The organism is Amycolatopsis echigonensis (genome assembly GCF_014174495.1).
In the GTDB taxonomy this organism is placed as follows: domain Bacteria; phylum Actinomycetota; class Actinomycetes; order Mycobacteriales; family Pseudonocardiaceae; genus Amycolatopsis; species Amycolatopsis echigonensis.
In genome coordinates this window covers 87,855-106,975 of the sequence record NZ_JACJHR010000006.1, presented here as the reverse complement: position 1 = coordinate 106,975, position 19,121 = coordinate 87,855, and the positions used below count along the sequence as shown (strand labels likewise).

9 protein-coding genes are annotated in these 19,121 nt (G+C 65.8%); 8 read left to right on the top strand and 1 reads right to left on the bottom strand.

Annotation, left to right across the window (positions count from 1 at the left end):
- The first annotated feature begins 11 nt into the window (after positions 1-11).
- Genes H5411_RS06420 through H5411_RS06400 form a run of 5 tightly spaced genes read left to right on the top strand, consistent with a single transcriptional unit; the run spans position 12 to position 12,206 of the window.
- On the top strand, positions 12-2,900 hold the full coding sequence (locus tag H5411_RS06420) for a DEAD/DEAH box helicase (RefSeq protein WP_246368807.1): 2,889 nt from the start codon (positions 12-14) through the stop codon (positions 2,898-2,900).
- Positions 2,900-7,012, top strand: a complete 4,113-nt coding sequence (locus H5411_RS06415; protein ID WP_183123259.1) for an Eco57I restriction-modification methylase domain-containing protein — start codon at positions 2,900-2,902, stop codon at positions 7,010-7,012. Before H5411_RS06420 ends, H5411_RS06415 begins: the two co-directional genes overlap by 1 nt.
- Positions 7,012-8,847, top strand: a complete 1,836-nt coding sequence (locus H5411_RS06410; RefSeq protein WP_183123258.1) for a DUF4357 domain-containing protein — start codon at positions 7,012-7,014, stop codon at positions 8,845-8,847. Before H5411_RS06415 ends, H5411_RS06410 begins: the two co-directional genes overlap by 1 nt.
- Positions 8,844-10,043, top strand: a complete 1,200-nt coding sequence (locus H5411_RS06405; protein WP_183123257.1) for an McrC family protein — start codon at positions 8,844-8,846, stop codon at positions 10,041-10,043. Before H5411_RS06410 ends, H5411_RS06405 begins: the two co-directional genes overlap by 4 nt.
- A gap of 9 nt (positions 10,044-10,052) precedes the next feature.
- Positions 10,053-12,206 carry a UvrD-helicase domain-containing protein gene (locus H5411_RS06400; RefSeq protein ID WP_183123256.1) on the top strand — a complete coding sequence of 718 codons (2,154 nt, stop codon included), beginning with the start codon at positions 10,053-10,055 and terminating at the stop codon, positions 12,204-12,206.
- Between the two features lie 20 nt (positions 12,207-12,226).
- Here the strand turns inward: H5411_RS06400 and H5411_RS06395 are convergent, their stop codons facing one another.
- The gene (locus H5411_RS06395) at positions 12,227-14,086 is read right to left on the bottom strand and encodes an N-6 DNA methylase (protein WP_183123255.1); all 1,860 of its coding nucleotides are present in this window, start codon (positions 14,084-14,086) and stop codon (positions 12,227-12,229) included.
- Positions 14,087-14,215: 129 nt separating this feature from the next.
- Here H5411_RS06395 and shbA point away from each other — a divergent pair, with 129 nt between their 5' ends.
- The 3 genes from shbA to H5411_RS06380 all read left to right on the top strand — a co-directional run bounded on the left by shbA (position 14,216) and on the right by H5411_RS06380 (position 18,873).
- The gene (shbA, locus tag H5411_RS06390; protein WP_183123254.1) at positions 14,216-14,788 is read left to right on the top strand and encodes an RNA polymerase sigma factor ShbA; all 573 of its coding nucleotides are present in this window, start codon (positions 14,216-14,218) and stop codon (positions 14,786-14,788) included.
- A gap of 87 nt (positions 14,789-14,875) precedes the next feature.
- Positions 14,876-15,994 carry a metallophosphoesterase family protein gene (locus H5411_RS06385; protein ID WP_183123253.1) on the top strand — a complete coding sequence of 373 codons (1,119 nt, stop codon included), beginning with the start codon at positions 14,876-14,878 and terminating at the stop codon, positions 15,992-15,994.
- Complete coding sequence (locus H5411_RS06380; RefSeq protein WP_183123252.1) at positions 15,991-18,873, top strand: AAA family ATPase; 2,883 nt, start codon at positions 15,991-15,993, stop codon at positions 18,871-18,873. The genes H5411_RS06385 and H5411_RS06380 overlap by 4 nt, the downstream gene beginning before the upstream one ends.
- Positions 18,874-19,121 lie beyond the last annotated feature (248 nt).

The window sequence follows — 19,121 nt, the reverse complement described above, 5'->3', positions numbered from 1 at the left end:
CCACAGCACTGATGTCCACCTACACCGCCGGTTCGCTGGTGTCTGCTCGCGGGAGGGATTGGGTCGTCCTCCCCGAAAGCGCCGAAGACATGCTCGTCCTGCGCCCGCTCGGAGGTTCGGACGACGACGTCGCCGCCGTCTTCCCGGCGTTCGAGGAGATCCGCAGCGCCGAGTTCCAGCCGCCCTCCGCGGACGACCTCGGGGACGCACTCGCCGCCGGACTTCTCCGATCCGCGCTGCGGATCGGTTTCCGTTCCGGCGCCGGCCCCTTCCGTTCTCTCGCCGGGATCGCGGTCGAACCGCGGGCCTACCAGCTTGTTCCGCTGATGATGGCCCTGCGCCAGCGGGTAGTCCGGCTCCTGATCTCGGACGACGTTGGCATCGGCAAGACGGTGGAAGCCGGGCTGATCGCCAGTGAACTGCTTGCCCAGGGAAGCGCGCGGAAGCTGGCGGTGCTCTGCTCGCCCGCGCTCGCCGAGCAGTGGCAAGAGGAGCTTCGGACGAAGTTCGGCATCGACGCCGAGCTGGTCCTCGCCTCGACAGTGTCCAAATTGGAGCGCGGGCTCGACCTGGGGCAATCGTTGTTCGACAAGCACCCGCACGTGGTCGTGTCCACCGACTTCATCAAGTCCACCCGGCACCGCGACGACTTCGTCCGGCACTGCCCGGACCTGGTCATTGTGGACGAGGCACACACCTGTGTCGCTGCCGAAGAGAGTGCGGCCACGCAGAATCAGCTCCGCTACGAGCTCTTGCAAAAGATCGCCGCGGACGAAGACCGGCACCTGCTCCTCGTCACCGCGACTCCGCACAGCGGCAAGGAAAGCGCGTTTCGCGCCCTGCTCGGTCTGCTCAAGCCCGAGCTTGCGCATGTCCAACTGGACTCCGACGCCGGACGGCGACTGCTTGCCACACATTTCGTCCAGCGCAAACGAGCGGATGTCCGCCAGTTCCTCACGACCGAAGACGGTTTGACGAACGACAACCTCCGTGAGGACACGAAGTTTCCCGCGGACCGCTACTTCAAGGACGAGACCTACACGCTGTCGCAGGCTTACCGGGCGTTGCTCGACGACGCGATCGCCTATGCCAGCGAGCGGGTAACCGCGGCCGGGGACCAAGGCAAGTGGGAGGCCCGTATTGCCTGGTGGTCCGCCATCGCATTGCTGCGCTCGCTGGTGTCGTCGCCTCGGGCAGCTGCCCAGACTCTGCGCACCCGGTCCGCCGCCGCAGCGGCTGCGACCGCAGAAGAAGCCGACAGGCTCGGCGCTCCTCTGACGCGCGATGCCGCCGACGCAGATGCGTTGGAGGGGCTCGACGTTGCCCCGGGAGCTGAGACCGACGACGCAAGCGTCCGGCTGTCCGAGCTCGCTGATCGTGCTGCCGGGCTTGAAGGCGTCGACGAGGACCGGAAGCTGGCCACCCTGGTCAAGCACCTCAAGGCCCTGCTGGCCGACGGCTATCACCCGATTGTCTTCTGCCGGTACATCCCGACCGCCGACTACGTGGCCGACCAGCTCGACGGCAAGCTCGGCCGCAAAACTGTCGTGCGTTCGGTGACCGGCACATTGTCGCCTCAGCAGCGTTTGCAGAGGATCGAGGAGCTGGGCGACGAAGCCGGTGAGGACCCCGCCGCACGCCGAGTCCTGGTGGCGACCGACTGTCTCTCCGAAGGCGTCAACCTCCAGCACCATTTCGACGCCGTCGTGCACTATGACCTGGCCTGGAATCCGACCCGGCACGACCAGCGAGAAGGCCGCGTCGACCGTTACGGGCAGAAACGGGACACCGTCAAGGTCATCACTTTGTACGGCAGCGACAACGGCATCGACGGCAAGGTGCTCGAGGTGCTGATCAAGAAGCACCGGCAGATCCGCAAGGACCTGGGCATCTCCGTGTCGGTGCCGGACGAGTCGTCGTCCGGTGTCACCAACGCTGTCGTCGAGTGGCTGCTGATGCGCCACGAGAGTCCGGAACAGGCCGCATTGTTCGACGTCGAAACGATCGACGCCATGTCCGGAAAGCTCGAGGCGGACTGGAATTCCGCCGCGGAACGGGAAACCGCTTCGCGTTCGAGGTTCGCTCAGCGCTCGATCCGGCCAGAGGAAGTCGCCAAGGAAGTGCTGGCCGTCCGCGAAACGCTCGGCCGGGCCGACGAGGTCCAGAATTTCACCCGGCAAGCGTTGGCTTCGTTGGAAGCCGTGCTGCGGAAGGACGACAACGGGTTCACCGCCGACTTGAGCGGCACACCCGTCGGCCTGCGCGATGCAGTCGCGCCGGTTGTCGGCGGCAACACCGTCGAGTCGGGTCGTCCGGTGCCCTTCCGGACGACCGCCGCTGTGGCTCGGGGCGAAGCCGCGCTTGTGCGTACCGACCCGGTGGTCGGCGCGATCGCCGGCTACGTGCTGAATGCTGCCCTGGACGACAGCACCAGTCTGCGTCCAGCCCGTCGATGCGGGGTGATCCGAACCAAGACCGTCGACACCCGGACAACCTTGCTTCTCGTGCGGTACCGGTTCCACCTGACCTTGCCGTCGCGGGTAGGCGAACGCCAACTGGTGGCCGAGGATGCGCGGCTACTGGCGTTCCAGGGCTCCCCCGCCAACGCGACGTGGCTCTCCGCTGACGATGCTTTGGCGCTGGCAGATGTCACCGCGGACGAGAACACCGACCGCGACTTCGCCGTCCGCACTATGCGGCGGGTACTGGACAGCCTCGACGCCACGAAGCCACACCTTGAGGCACACGGCGACGAACTTGCCGAAGAGCTGCTCGCCTCGCACCGCCGCGTCCGGCAGGCGTCCGCCGAAATCGTCCGCGGTGTGAATGTCGTCGCGCAGAAGCCGGCCGACATTCTCGGTGCCTATGTCTATTTGCCGGTCTCGGGAGGGGCCGCCTGATGTCCAGCGCAGCACGAAGCCAGGTCTTCCCCAACGTCCACACCGTCGGCGGCCTGTTGCCGGCCGACATGCTCGTCCGCATCTCCGAGGGCAAGGACGTCTCCGGCTCGCTGCCCGGCGACTACCATGTCGTCGGCGCACGCTCGGTCCGCGACGACGCCGAGCGGCACTGGGACTACCTAAAATCCCTGTGGGCCGAGCTGCGCAAGGAGCTCCCGTCCGCGCCGGCCGCCGACACCCCAGCCGACCCCATGGGCCTCGCGATCACCCAATGGCTGTTGCCCCTATTCGGCGAGTTCGGTTTCGGGCAGCTGACAAAGCTCGACTCGACCGGTCTCGTTTCGGACGACAGCACGAAGTCCTTCGCGATCAGCCACCGCTGGAACCACGTGCCGATCCACCTGACGGAATGGAACGTCTCGCTGGACCGTCGGCCAAGCGGTCCGGGCAGTGTGCCAGCCCAGTCGCTGGTCCAGGAGCTGCTCAACCGCACGGACGCGCATCTGTGGGGAGTAGTCACCAACGGCAGGCAGCTGCGATTGTTGCGGGACTCCAGTGCGTTCGCGACCGCCGCATACATCGAGTTCGATCTGGACGCGATCTTCGACGGCGAACTGTTCAGCGACTTCGTCCTGCTCTACCGACTGCTGCACGTCACGCGGTTCGCAATCGCCGCGGAAGCTGCTCCGTCGACGTGCTGGCTGGAGAAGTGGCGACTGGAAGCGATCGCATCGGGCACCCGTGCGCTCGACAGCTTGCGCATCGGCGTCCAGAACGCAATCACGGCCCTGGGCACCGGGTTCCTCAAGCATCCTGCGAACACCGCCCTGCGCGAGTCCGTGGACGTCACTCAGCTGCACGCCGCTCTTTTGCGTCTCGTGTACCGCATGCTGTTCGTCTTCGTCGCCGAGGACCGGGACAAACTGCACGAGCCCGACGTCGATCAGCAGACTCGCGAGCGGTACGCCCAGTACTTCTCCACGGCCAGATTGCGCGATCACGCGCGCCGTCGCCGGGGCACCGCGCACGACGATCTGTATCAGGCGCTGCGGATCGTCCTCGACGCGCTCGGGGACGAAAACGGCCGCCCTGAGCTTGGATTGCCCGGCCTCGGCGGCATTTTCGACGACAACGAGGCGGATGCTCCTCTCCGCGGGCTCTCGCTCTCCAACGAGGCCCTGCTGACCGCGGTGCGCCACCTCGCGCAGACCCGGGACGCCGGAGCCCGGCGTTGGCGATCGGTCGACTATCGGAATCTCGATGCCGAAGAGCTGGGCTCGATCTACGAGTCGCTGCTGGAACTGGTGCCCCGCCACAGTGCGGTGGACCGGGAGTTCGAACTCCTCGACGATGTCGCCGGCAACGCACGCAAGACCACGGGTTCCTACTACACCCCGTCGTCGCTGATCGCATGCCTGCTGGATTCTACGCTGGACCCAGTGCTCGACGACGCAGTCAAACGCGCCGAGCAAACTGCATCCGCGGCAGGTGATTCGGACCCTTCCGAGTTCATCGTGGACGAGCTGCTTTCGCTGCGCGTGTGCGACCCGGCTTGCGGTTCGGGACACTTCCTGGTCGCCGCCGCGCGGCGCATCGCCAAGCGCGTGGCTGCCGTGCGGGAACACAACCCCGAGCCGACGCTGGATGCCGTCCAGCATGCGCTACGCGAAGTCATCAGCCGGTGCATCTACGGAGTTGACATCAACCCGATGGCCGTCGAGCTGGCCAAGGTCTCGCTGTGGTTGGAGGCGTTGGAGCCGGGGAAGCCCCTCGGGTTCTTGGACGCCCACGTCAAATGCGGGAACGCGCTGATCGGTGCCACACCCGCTCTGATGCGCGGCGGCATCCCCGACGAAGCGTTCAAGCCGATCGAGGGCGACGACAAGAAGATCGCCAGGTCGCTGACTAGCCAGAACAAGTCCGAACGCCTGAACCAACTCGGGCTGTTCGACCTCGATACCGAAGTGAAGGTTTCCAACGCGACCTTTGCCGTCGACGTCAGCCGTATCACCGCGGCACCTTCGGATTTGCTTGCGGACGTACACCAACAGGCCGCTGCCTTCCAAGAACTGGAAGCGTCGGCTACGTATACCCATGCCCGCCATGTCGCGAACGCTTGGTGCGCTGCGTTCCTGTGGCCCAAGACGGCTGACGCACCACGCGCCGTGACGGAGGATCTCTTCCAAGCGCTCCAGGACCCCGAGGTCGACGCCGCACCGCAAAGCACCCATGACGAGGTCGCCCGGCTTGCACAGCAGTATCGCTTCTTCCACTGGCACCTGGAGTTCCCAGAAGTCTTCACGGTGGCCAGGAACGGAACTGCCATCGAAGCCGCGGGATGGTCGGGTGGCTTCGACTGTGTGCTTGGCAACCCGCCTTGGGAGCGGGTCAAGCTGCAGGAACAGGAGTTCTTCGCACAGCGCGACGAGAAGATCGCCACCGCCAAGAACGCGGCCGCACGCAAAGACTTGATCGCCCAGCTGAAGAACAACACAGAACGCCACGAGCTCTATAAGGAGTTCGAGGAGACCAAACGACAAGCGGAAGGCGAGAGCCACCTACTCCGCAACAGCGGTCGCTACCCGCTCACAGGCCGCGGTGACATCAACACCTACGCAGTCTTCGCCGAGACCGACCGCACGCTCACCGGGCCGCGTGGCCGCATGGGCGTGATCGTGCCGACTGGCATCGCCACCGACGCGACGACCCAGTATTTCTTCAAGGACCTGGTTGCCCGTCGTCGTTTGATCTCACTCTACAGTTTTCGGGAAATACGTAGAATCTTTCCAGGAACCGACGACCGGAATCCTTTCTCGCTACTTTCCATTGCTGGCCGCCAGGTGTCGTACGAGATCAGCAGATTCGCCTTCTTCCTAGACAACACCGAAGAACTCCACGACGCCGGCAAAGTGTTCGCCTTGACTCCGGAGGAGATCACGCTCCTGAACCCCAACACCGGCACCTGCCCGGTATTCCGCTCCCGCCGCGACGCCGAGATCACCCTCGGCATCTACCGCCGCGTACCCGTCCTGGTCAAGGAGCCCGACGAACGTGGCCAGGGCGGCAGCAACCCGTGGGGCGTGTCGTTCATGACGATGTTCCACATGTCAAACGACGCCCACCTCTTCCGCAGTCGCGACGAGCTGGAACACGAAGGCTGGCAGCTCGACGGCAACATCTTCACCCGCGACTCCGCCCGTATGCTCCCCCTCTACGAAGCGAAGATGCTGCACCACTACGACCATCGCTGGGCCACCTACGGCGAGGACGGTGCTACCCACGACCTGAGCCTGGAGGACAAGCAGAACCCCCATGCCGTTGTCCTTCCGCGCTACTGGGTCTCCGAAGATGACGTCCCAACCGACCGCTTCGACAAGAAGGGCAACCGCGTTCAGGAAGCAGGGGTCACCACACGCCTCTCCTCTAAGCACTGGAACCGCGGCTGGCTCCTCGGCTTCCGGAAGATTTGCCGCGCAACTGACGAGCGGACGATTATTGGGTTTGCGTATCCAAAGGGAGGGCTCGGGGACTCGGGAAACATCATGCTGCCAAAGCCAGGTTCCCCCGCCGCAGTTCTTTATTCCAATGTCGTTTCTATGACACTGGACTTCGTGCTACGCAACAAGCTCGGCGGCACAAACCTCAACTTCTTCCAATTCGAACAACTTCCTTTCCTCACCCCTTCTCAGATGCAGACGCATGAAGCGTTTCTTGGTCCACGGGTTCAGGAATTGGTGTATACGGCGATCGACATGGAGCCGTTTGCGCGCGACCTGGGAGGTAGCGGCGCGCCGTTCCGGTGGGACGAAGACCGCCGCGCGATCATCCGTGCAGAACTCGACGCGCTCTTCTTCCACCTCTACGGAATCGACCGCGATGACGTCGACTACATCCTCGACACCTTCCCGATCGTCAAGCGCAAGGACGAGGCCAAGTACGGCACCTACCGCACCAAGGACCTGATCCTCGCTGAGTACGACCGCATGGCCGAAGCCGGCGTCAGTATCGACAACCCGCTCGTCGACGGCGAGAACTACACCTCCACGCTCAACCCGCCACCCGGCCACGGTCCCCGTCATCCGCCGCGGAACGAACACGGCGAGGACGCCTGATGCCCGACGATTACCCAGATTTCGAGCTCCGGCTTCCGCGGGGCGGGCCGACCGCGCACGGACAGCTGCTCGGAGAGAAGGGCAACAACGGCAGCCAGAAGTTCCTGGTCCTGGCCGGCTCACCGGCGCGACCGGACGTCGTGCCGTCGTTCGCAGTCCATATGTCATCGTCGAACGCGTTGCGCGAGCAGCTGATCGCGACCGGCGGGATCACCGCGTCGTCAACCTGGCCGGGATACCTTGAGACGACCGAAGACATCACCTGCAACTCGCCGTCGGCGGCGGCGGAAATCCTGCTCGGCCGATCGGCAAACGGATTCACCGAGTGGAAGACCTCCGACGGATACCCGCTCAACGAGTTCATCAAGTCGCCCTGGTCCGGTGCGGCGCGGACCTGGCTCGTCCGTGGGTCGAATGTGGCCGGCTTCGATCTCGTCCAGCGGCTCTGGCTGCCGGAAAACCTCATCACGCTCTCCGGCAGTCGCCTGCGCGAAGGGGTCGGCGAGGAGCTGACCAAGGACGACATCCGCGTGATCGTCGACGAGGACTACGAGTCGATCCTGACCTACAGCCAGCGGCAACGCCTCGTCGACGAACTACACGTCTTCCTGTCACGGATGAAGCCAGGCGATACGGTGTGCACGATCTCCAACGGCGACCTCTATCTCGGCGAAATCACCGGCAGCGCGGTCCAGGTCGAGTCGGACGGCGGCCGTTCGAATCTGCGCCGCCCTGCGGAATGGCAGAGCGTCGGCTACCCCTACGACGAATTGCCGGAGGAACTCCAGCAGAAGCTGTCGATCCAGCAGGACGTCGTCGACCTGACCAACGTGGCAGCGCTGGTCGCCGGACTGGGGCGCAGTGATCAAGAACTCGAGGCCGAAGCCGAGGACAGCGACGGTGACTCCAGCATTGAGCATGCCGCCCTGATCGCGCGTCGGGAACTCGAGCTGCCCGAACCGTCCACGAAACTCGCCGAAGATCTGTTGGTACACAACGTCGAGTGGCTCAACGAAGTTCGCGATCTCCTCTGGGACGACCGCCAGCTCATCTTCTACGGCCCACCCGGCACCGGAAAGACCTATCTGGCACTGAAGTTGGCCGAGTTCTTCGGCGGCGGGCCGGAGCAAGTCAAGCTGGTGCAGTTCCATCCGTCCTACGCCTACGAGGACTTCTTCGAGGGCTTCCGCCCGCAAGAGGATCCGAAGACCCGTGACGTCGCGTTCCGGATCACCGCCGGGCCGCTGCGCGAGCTTGCCGACCTTGCGTCGCGCGAGGGCAACCGGCACGTGCCGCATTTCTTGGTGATCGACGAGATCAACCGGGCGAACCTGGCGAAAGTGTTCGGAGAGCTGTATTTCCTGCTCGAGTACCGCAACCGGTCAGTCCGGCTCACCTACTCGGGCCACGACTTCGCCTTGCCGCCCAACCTGTTCGTGATCGGCACGATGAACACGGCGGACCGTTCGATCGCGCTGGTCGATGCCGCCATGCGCCGCCGGTTCTCCTTCGTGGAACTCTCGCCGCGCACGGAGCCCACGCGCGGACTGCTGCGGCGCTGGCTCGCCCACGAGGGCAGGGACCCCGAGCCGGCAGACCTGCTCGACGCGCTCAACTCCCGGATCGCCGACCCCGACTTCCACGTCGGTCCGTCCTATCTGATGAAACGCGGCGTCTACCGCGACGGTGGTCTGGAACGGACCTGGCGCACGAAAATCCTGCCATTGTTGGAGGAGCATCACTACGGCGAAGACATCGACGTGGAGAAGCGCTACGGTGTGCCCGCACTTCGCAGAGCAATCGGCACCGGACCGACGGATCCGACAGCGTCATGACCGTGCTCGAGCTCCAAGAGTTCGGCGCGGAGTTGTCGGCACTGATCTCGGACTCCGAGGGACAAGCACTCGCTGCGTCGCGATTGGTCGAGGCAGCACCGGATCCCTTCAACCCCGGCCGGTGGCGCGTCCGGGCCAAAAACAGGGTTGGCGTGGCGAAGCTGCGGACGGCTGGGGGCGGCTCGATCGAGCTCCGCATCACGCCGAAGGTCTCCATCGCGCGGCTGCTGTACCTTCTCGGATTCAGCCTGAGCGCCAAGGGCTGGCGGACAGAAGACGTCCAGGTGGCAGAAGATCAAGAACTGCTGCCCGCCCTCGCCCGTCTCTACGCCGCCCAGGCCGACGCCACTCTGCGCCAAGGCTTGCTCAAGGGCTACCGAAGCGTGGACGAGACCTCCCTCGTTATGCGTGGCCGCGTGCGAATGAGCGAACAAGCCGGTCGGCGCCATGGGCGACTGCTGCCGCTCGAAATCAGCCATGACGAGTTCACCGAGGACATCACCGAAAACCGCATTCTGCGGACCGCATGCGAGCGGTTGCTCCGGATTCCTGGCGGGATCCCCTACGAGGTGACGAGCAAGCTGCTTCGATTACGCGCCCGCCTCAGCGAAGTCACGCCGTTCAGGCGGGGCTCTCCGATGCCGGGATGGCATCCCAGCCGGCTCAACATGCGCTACCACGTGGCTCTCCGGCTGGCGGACATCGTGATGCGCGGAGCGTCCGTGGATAACCAACGCGGCGACGTGACGGTGAGCGGATTCCTCTTCGACATGGCCCGTGTGTTCGAGGATTTCGTGACAACGGCACTTCGTGATTCGCTGTCTGTCTGCCCCGGATACAGCCGCAGCCAAGCGCATCACCATCTCGACGAGAACGCGGAAATCCGCATCATCCCGGATTTCGTCCACTACGCCGACGACGGCACACCCCTCGCGGTCGCCGATGCCAAGTACAAGGCAGAGAAGCCGGAAGGCTTCCCCGACGCCGATCTCTACCAGATGCTCGCGTATTGCACCGCGCTCGGCCTGCCTGCCGGCCATCTCGTCTACGCCAAAGGGGCCGCGGAGCAAGCTTCCCACCAGGTTAAGCACGCTGGCATCACGATTCATCAGCACGCGCTCGATCTTGAACTCCCGCCCGCGGAACTGCGCCAGTCGATGGACAAACTGGCCCGCCTTGTCGCCCCGGCGATATGATCCGCAGCCATGCCGAATCTCGCGTTTGCGCACAGTTTCTGGGACACCTACGACCGGCTGGAGAAGCAGGTCAAGTCGGGTGTGCGCAAAGCGATGCAGAAGTTCCAGCAGCTCAGCGTCGCCGAGCTGCACGCCGACAAGGGCCTGCACCTGGAGTCGGTCGACAACGCGCGCGATCCTCGGATGCGCACCATCCGCATCACCGACTTCTGGCGCGGCGTCGTGCTCGCACCCGATGACGGCAGCGACGTCTTCCTGTTGCTCAACGTCGTTCCCCACGATGACGCTTACGGCTGGGCGGCCAAGCGGCTGTACACCGTCAACAGCGCCACCCGGGCGGTGGAGGTCCGCAACGTCGTCGCCATCGAGGAACTCACGCCGCCGCTCGAACAGGCAGCGAGCAACGCTCCGACGCGCCTGTTCGCCAAGTACTCCGACACGGTGCTGCGTGACCTCGGGATCGACGACCAGGTGCTGCGAGCGGCGCGGGCGATCACCGACGAAGGACAGCTGGAAGCGTTCGGAGGTCTGCTGCCGGAAGACCAGTTCGAGGTCTTGCAGTTCCTCACCGAAGGGTTCACGCCCGAAGAGGTCTACCGAGATCTCGTGGTCGAACGACGGCCTGCGGAAGATGCCGACGACACTGGAGACAGCCTCGCGCGCGCCATCGTCAACACCCGCAGCCGGATCACTCTGATCACCAACCCGGACGAGCTCACCGAGATCTTGGAGAAGCCGTTCGCAGCCTGGCGGGTGTTCCTGCACCGGTCGCAGCGGCGCGTCGCCTACCGGGTTTCCTACAACGGGCCGGCCCAGGTAACCGGCGGTCCGGGCACCGGGAAGACCGTGGTCGCTCTGCACCGCGTCAAGCACCTGCTGTCGCGGTCCGCCGACACTCGAGTGCTGCTGACCACGTTCACGACCGCATTGGCGAAAAGCCTTCGGGAGAATCTCGCACTGCTCCTGGAAGACGATGACCTTTTGGCTCGCGTGCAGGTGACCACAGTGGACGCTTACGCGAACCGCGTTGTCCGGGAAATCTCGGGCCGCGCTCAGTCCCCGATCACCGACGCGGACGAACGGCAGATCTGGCGGCGCATCATCCGCGCGCAGAATCTGCCCTGGTCGGAGCAGTTCCTGGTGCAGGAATTCCGGCATGTTGTGCTGGCGCAACAAGTGCACTCACGCAAGGACTACCTGCTCGCAGACCGGCGGGGCCGCGGTGCGCCGTTGCAGCAAGCCCAGCGGGTGAAGGTCTGGCCGGCGATCGAAACCTTCCTCGCCGAATTGAGTGCTGCAGGCACCACCACCCACCTTCAGATCTGCGATCGCGCGGCCGAACTGCTGGCCACCGCGGACGAGCATCGCGTCGACCACGTCGTCGTCGACGAAGCCCAGGACCTCCACCCCACGCAGTGGCGGGTCCTGCGAGCCGCCGTCAAACCCGGTCCGGACGACCTGTTCATCACCGGCGACCCGCATCAGCGGATCTACGATTCACACGTCTCGCTGCGCGCGGTCGGCATCTCGGTTGCCGGCCGCAGCAGCCGGCTGCGCGTGAATTATCGGAGCACCGCGGAAATCCTGACCTGGGCCACCGGAGTGATCGACGGGACGCCGGTCGAAGAGTTGAGCGGTGACGGCACCGACAGCCTGACCGGATATCGCTCGCTGCTGCACGGCAAATGGCCGATCGCCGAGGGCTATCCCTCCGCGCGGGACGAAGCGGTGGCTGTGTCGGAACTCGTGCGCGCCTGGATCGACCAAGGCGTGCGTTCGAACGAGATCGCGGTCTGCGCCCGCTTCAACCTGACTCTCGACAAGGTCCAAGACCAGCTTCGTGCCGACGGAGTGCCGACCGAACGAGTCAAGGATCAGCCTCGTGCCGAAGTTGAAGGAGTGCGTCTGGCAAGCATGCACGCCATGAAGGGCCTCGAATTCCAATGCGTCGCCGTCGTCGGCGTCAACGAGAAGGTCGTGCCGTTCGCTAAGGAAATCACGCCCGCTGACGTGGATCGGAAACAGCACGAAGCAGACCTGCTCAAGGAGCGCTGTCTGCTCTTCGTCGCGTGCACCCGGGCACGCGACGCGCTCGCGGTGTCCTGGAGCGGCACCCCCAGCCCCTTTATTCCCGAGCGAAAGGCTCGTCGTCCGTCGAGATGACTCGGACGCGATAGGGCCGCTCAATCGCCCGGTTCCACGGCCCCGTCGGCTAACCCCTCGATCAGCTGCGCAGCCAACTCCGTCCCTAGCCCGGCCGCCAGCTCCACCCCCGTCTGAAATGCTGCGATCCGCCGGAACGCCTCCCCCAGCACGCGTTGCCGCTCCAGATCGAGCACCGGTACCTCGATCCGCCGCACATCCGTCCGGTGCACACCGGACAGGGTCGAGGAGAAGGTCCGTGGCTTCGCGCCGCGCAACTGACCGGCCAGGAAATACGGGTCCATACGGGTTTCGTCGACGCGCAAGAGCTGCAGGTTCGGGCCCAGGGCCAGGTCGTCTTCTTCGATGACGACCGGGCGAACAACGGCGTCGCCAGCCGCGAGCATCGGGACGACTACGTCACCTCGCTGAAGCGGAATGACGTGTTCTGACGCGGAAACGCGCCCTGTCGGAGACTCGCCAGCCACGACGTCTCGGCCCGTCAGCACCCGCGGACCGGCACCGCCTTCGCGGGTGTTCACCGGGCCGGCCTGCTGGAACAGAGCCAACGCCCCGGCACGGGACAGGTCGTGGATCGTCGTCATCACCCGGGTAGCTCGTGGGGCTTGCCGCACCGCCGGGAGCAGCTCGCCGAGCTCGCCCAGGAGACGAGTCACCCGCGATTGCGCTGCGGCGACCGCGGTAAGATCAAGTTCGACCGGCACGGGTGGGAGGTGCAACGCAGGCGTCAGGTCGACGTCTTCGTCCAGCAGCTCGATGGCCTCGACCGCCCGGCATCGGCCCGGAATATCGGTCACGGAACCGGTCTCCCGAAACTCGCGCCACGGATGGAGCACCTCCGCTTCCAGCGACGCCCAATCCACTTGGCCCCGACGCGGCGGCTGGTGATGGCTGGCGTCGACGAGCAGTACCGGATCGACGCCTTGCTCGGCGGGGTTTCGCAACACCCATAGGTGCAAGGCAATCCCCGTCGACATCAATGCCCCTGCCGGGAGTGCGACCACCGCGCGGATCGCACCGCGCCGAAGCAGCGCCTGGCGGATTAACCGCCCGGAACGGCGGCTGGACACGCTAGCCGGCAGAACAATCACGACGGTGCCGCCGGGCTTCGTGTGCGCGAGGCAGTGTTGCACCCACGCCAATTCCGCCTCCCCCTTTACCGGGAAGCCGTACTCCCACCGCGGATCGACGCCCAGCTCCTCGTGGCCCCAATCTCGGTATCCGAACGGCGGATCGCAGAGGACGGTATCGGCACGCAGGTCCGGGAATGCGTCTGCCCGGAGCGCATCGCCGACAGCGATCTCGGTATTCAAGCGCGCGCGAGCCAGGCGGGCCAACGTCTGGTCCAACTCCTGCCCAACGAGTGTCTCGGCCTGATCCGCCGCATGCAGGAGATTGCCTGAGCCGCACGCAGGATCAAACACCACGCCAGCGAGCGGGGCCGCGAGCTCGACCATCAGATGCGACAGGCCAGTCGGCGTCATGAGGTGCTGCCGTTGCTGCCGTTCGAACACGCGGGAGCAGAGCGCTTCGACGAGGTCCGCGCGCTCGGATGCAGGGAGGCCGTCGAGCAGGTCGCGGACCTCCGCCGAAGGCTTCGTACCGGGCTGGTCGGCCACGTAAGCCGCAAGGTCGGCGACGAGGTCGAGTGCATTCGGCTGCGCGTCGAGGACCCGCCACACGGCGTCGGCCGCGGTCGCGTCGGCTAGTTTGCCCTGCTTGCGCAGCCACTGCTCCACTTCGTCCCGGCGGAACGTAGAAGTGCCGCCGACCGGCTCCGGGAAGTCCGGATGCCGCTTCCGCCAGTTGCTCACCGCGGCCCGGCCCACGTTGGCCAGCCGAGCGATCTCCGCCGACGTCACGGTTGCCTCGTCTGACATGCCCACCTCCGTGCTTACTGGCCGTTAGCTTAGCACATCGTGAATTAGATTGTTGACTGTGAACAATGCGTGTCTTATCGTGGTCGAGTCAACAGCCGGACGGAATGTTTCGCACAGTGAGGCGCAGCCATGACCCCCTGCACAGAGCACGGCATCGACCTTGAGTCGGTCGCCAAGGCGGCGGGTGAAGGAGATCGCGACGCGGTCGCCGCGGTGCTCACGGCCATCCAGCCGCGGGTGATCCGGTACTGCCGGGCGCGGATCGGTTCGCGCCAGGGCTACGCCTCAGCCGACGACGTCGCCCAGGACGTGCTGACCGGAGTGTTCACCGCGCTCCCGTCCTACCGAGACACCGGCCGGAGCTTTCTCGCCTTCGTTTTCGGCATCGCGGCCCACAAGGTCGCGGATTTCCATCGCAAACAGCAACGCGACCTCGCCACGGCCGTGACCGACGTGCCCGAGCGAGCGGATGCCGACAGCGGTCCGGAACAGGCCCTGCTCGACGCGGAGTTGCGGCACATGGTGCGCGAGCTCCTCGGGACATTGCCGGACACACAACAAGAAATTCTCGTGCACCGGGTCATCGGCGGAATGAGCTCGGAGAAGACCGCCGAACTCCTGTCCTCCACTCCCGGTGCCGTGCGGGTCGCCCAACACCGCGCCCTGGACAAGCTCCGCCGCCGGCTGACCGGCCGGCAATGACCACACACCGAGCCAACGGCTCCAGCGGCTTCTGGCTCAACCGGCCAGCGAGAGGGCCGAAGAGGCACTGACCGAAAAGAGGAATCGATGCGTTTCCTGCACACAGCTGACTGGCAGCTGGGCATGACCAGACATTTCCTGTCACCGGAGGCACAAGCTCGGTTCTCCGACGCCCGGCTGGCGGCAGTCCGGGCGATCGGCGACCTCGCGGCCGAGCAGCACTGCGAGTTCGTCGTCGTCTGCGGCGACGTGTTCGACGCGAACCAGCTGCATCCCCAGGTCGTGGGACGGGCGCTGGAGGCGATGACGTCGATTCCCGTCCCGGTGTACCTGCTGCCCGGCAACCACGACACGATCGACGCCGGCTCGGTCTATCGCTCGGCGGCGTTCAAGCACCGCTGCCCGGACCACGTCCATGTGCTCGCCGATCCAGGCGTGCACGAGATCGCGCCGGGAATCGAGCTGGTCGCGGCACCGCTCAACGTCAAGCATCCGCTCACCGACCTGCCCGGTGACCAATGCCGGGCGCTGGTGCCGAACCCTGGCGTGCAACGGATTCTCGTCGGGCACGGTGCAGTCGACACCCTCAGCCCGGACCCGGGCAATCCGGCGACGATCCGTACCGGCACGCTGTCCGACGCGTTGGCCGACGGGCGGATTCACTATGTGGCATTGGGCGACCGGCACTCGACGACGCAGGTCGCCGGCAGGGCGATCTGGTACTCCGGTGCGCCCGAGGTCACCGACTTCATCGAAACCGACCCGGGGAACGTCCTCGTGGTCGACCTCGATCGCGACCTGGAGGCCCGGGTGACGCACCACCGCGTAGGCACCTGGTCGTTCATCGCCGCCGAACGCCACCTCAACCGTGCCGCCGACGTCGAGGAATTCGACCGCTGGTTGCACGACCTGCCGAACAAGGACCGCACCGTCCTGAAGCTGGGCTTGGTCGGCAGCATCAGCGTCGCCGACAAGGCGCGGCTCGACGAAATCACCGACACGCATTCCGACGTCTTCGCCGCGCTCAATGTGTCCAGCAGGCGTTCGGATCTCGCAGTGCTCCCCGACGATCACGACTTCACCGACCTCGGACTGTCCGGCATCGTCGCGGCCGCCGCGCAGGAACTCGTCGGGGCAGCGGCCGGCGACCCGGCCGCCCAAGACGCACTCAGCTTGCTCTACCGACTCGCCAGGAGCGCAGCATGAAAATCCACTACGTCCACCTCCGGAACTTCCGCGGGGTCGCCGACCGCAGGGTCGACTTCGCAGAGTCCGGCGTCACCGTCGTCGAGGGCGCCAACGAAGTCGGCAAGACCAGCATGATCGAAGCGATCGACCTTCTGCTGAAGAGCCCCGACTCCGCGAAGAGCAGTCAAATTTTCGCTGTCCGGCCGAGAAACGTCGACGCCGGGCCGGACGTCGACGCGGAAATCACCGCCGGCAACTACCGATTCGTCTACCGCAAGCGGTGGTACAAGCGGCCGGAAACCACTCTGCGCGTGCTCGAGCCGTCACCGGCCACTCTCACCGGCCGGGAAGCGCACCAGCGGGTCGAGCAGATCCTCGCCGAGACCCTCGACGGCGACCTGTGGGCCGCGCTGCGGATCGAGCAGAACCGGCCGATCAGCCAAAGCGCATTGGGCGGCAACGATTCTCTGGCACGCGCACTCGACGCAGCCGCAGGCGGCACGCAGGAAACCGGCGGAGAGTCCACCATCTTCGAACGCGTCGAGCGCGAGTTTCTCCAGTACTACACGGCCAGCAGCAAGCCGAAGGCCGAGCTGAAGGCCGCGGACGAGCGACGCGACGCGGCCAGGTACGCGGTCGAGGCCGCCGAGCTGTCATTGCGCGAAGTCGAGCGCGACGTCGAGCGGCACGCCGAAGTGACCCGGGAGCTTCAGGTCCTGGCGGCCGGCCAGGTCGAGCAGGAAGCCGAGCTGGCCGAATGCTTGCGTCTCCGGCATGACCTCGACGAGCAGCGCACTCACGTCGCGAAGTTGGCCAACCGGTTCGACGCCGCGTCGGGAGAAGCCGATGTCGCAGAGGCCGCCGTAGCAACTCGGCGTGAGCTTCTGTCTGCCGTGACTCAGCAGGAAAACACAGTGGCAGCGATCGGTGAAGAGGCGTCCCGGGCGGAGGCCGCCGCCGCGACGGCCAAGGGCTTGACGAGCGAATCCGAGCGCGCGCTCACCGACGCCAAGCAAGCCTTTGACGACGCGTCTCGCGACGAACGTCGAGCTGCCGACCACGTTCGCTACCTCCGCGACAAAGCCGAACTCGACGACCTCGACCGGCGCGAGGCCCGGGCCGCGGACGCCGTCCGGCAGCGCGACCGGGCAGATGCCTTCCTCGCGGTGTGCGCACTCGACGAAGCTGGCCTCGCCGAGCTCGAAGCTGCCGATGCGGCACGTCGGGAAGCGCGTGCAGTGCTCGAAGCCAGCGCACCTACCGTCGCGCTCGACGCGCTCTCGACGCTCGACATTCTCGTCAACGGAGAGCAAATCACCCTGGCCGCGGGCGAGAGCACGCGGCAGTCGGTCACCGATTCCCTCGAACTCGCCATTCCCAATCTCGCGGTACTCCGGATCGAGCCCGGCAGTGGTCAGGACCTGAGGCGTGCGGCTCAGGACGCCGACGCCAAGTTCCGGCGCTGCTGCACCGAGATGTGCGTCTCCGACCTCGCCGAAGCCCGTGCCGTCATCACCAGCCGCCGCGAAGCCGAGGGGAATCGGCGCGAAGCCGAGCAGGCGTTGGCGCTCGCGCTGGACGGTCGGACCCTCGACGACATCTGGAGCGACCGCGTCCGGGTTTCCGCTCGGGTCAGCGCCTACTCAGCAGCCGGCAGTCCCGACGCTGACCTCACGTCGGCCACGGCTCTCGAACTCGACGCCCGCGCCCGGGCAGAAACGGCTCGGGTCAAACTCTCCGACGCCTCGGACATCTACCAGCAACGTCAATCGGCGGAAACTGCAGCGAACACCAGCGCGATCGTGCTGCGCGCGCAAGCCGACTCTGCTCAGGAGCAGCTCGGCCTCGCCCGGGAGAAGGTGGCGAGTGCGCGCCTCATCGCCTCCGACGAGTCGTTGGCTGCGAAGCTCGCCGATGCCCAGGCTGCCCGGTCCGACGCTCGACTCGCGCTGGACGCCGCAGAGGCCAACCTCACCGCTCAGGATCCCGACGCGGTTGAAGCACGGCTGACCGAAGCACAAGTCTGGGGAGAACGCCTTCGGAAAGACCATGACGCGGGCACGTCCGAGCTGGACAAACTGACGGGACGCCTCGAACTGGCGGGCACGGAGGGCCGGCAGGATCGACTCGGGGAAGCACGCACGGCGCTGGCGGAGGCGGAGCGGCAGTACGACAGCGTGCACAGCCGTGGAAGCGCTGCCCGGCTTCTCTTCGAAAAGCTTCACGCCGCACGAGAAACCGCCAAACAGGCGTACGTCAAACCCTTCCGCAACCAGATCGAACGACTCGGCCGGATCGTCTTCGGGCAGTCGCTGCGGTTGGAAATCGACGGCGATCTCCGCATCGTCAGCCGTACCCTCGACGACGTCACGGTCGGCTACGAAGATCTGTCGACTGGCGCACGCGAGCAGCTGTGCATCATTACCCGGCTCGCCTGCTCCGCGCTGATCGACCCCGCCGACGGCGCACCGGTGATCATCGACGACGCGCTGGGCCACAGCGACCCGGAGCGGCTCGCCCGCGTGAGCGCCGTCTTCAACGCCGCGGACACCAACTCGCAGATCATCGTGCTGACCTGCACGCCGGAACGGTATCGTCGCGTCGGCGCAGCCAAGGTGATCCCGATCCGACGACACCTTGACGAACCCGTCGAAGCCGTTCCGGAACGCGCCGAACGCGCGACCCCCGCTGAAACCATCCTCGCCTGCCTGGAACGGGAAGGGCGGCAGCTCGGCAAAGCCGAGATCATCCGACTCACCGGAATCGACGAGACGCAGTGGGGGCCCGCGATTCGATCGCTCCTCGATCAAGAGAAGGTCGTCAAAACCGGAGACCGGCGCGGTGCCGTCTACGAGACAAGCGGAGCACTGCATATCGGGGCGCTCGGGGCGAGTTGAGCTCATGATCAGTGCAAAGTTGCCGCGGTCGCTGATCGGCATTCCACCGTTAGGCTGACGAGCGCCTCGACTCCCCGGGCCAACGGTCGCGGGGTTGGCGGTGATCACGCCCCAAGTCAATGTCCGCCTCCGCTGGCGCCGTCAACCCGTTCGCTTGCAGCCCTACCGGCTAACGCATTCACTCCTACGGGCGTTCACAGCACTGCGACTACGGCGCTACTTTCAGTAGTCATGCTGGTCACGGGGAG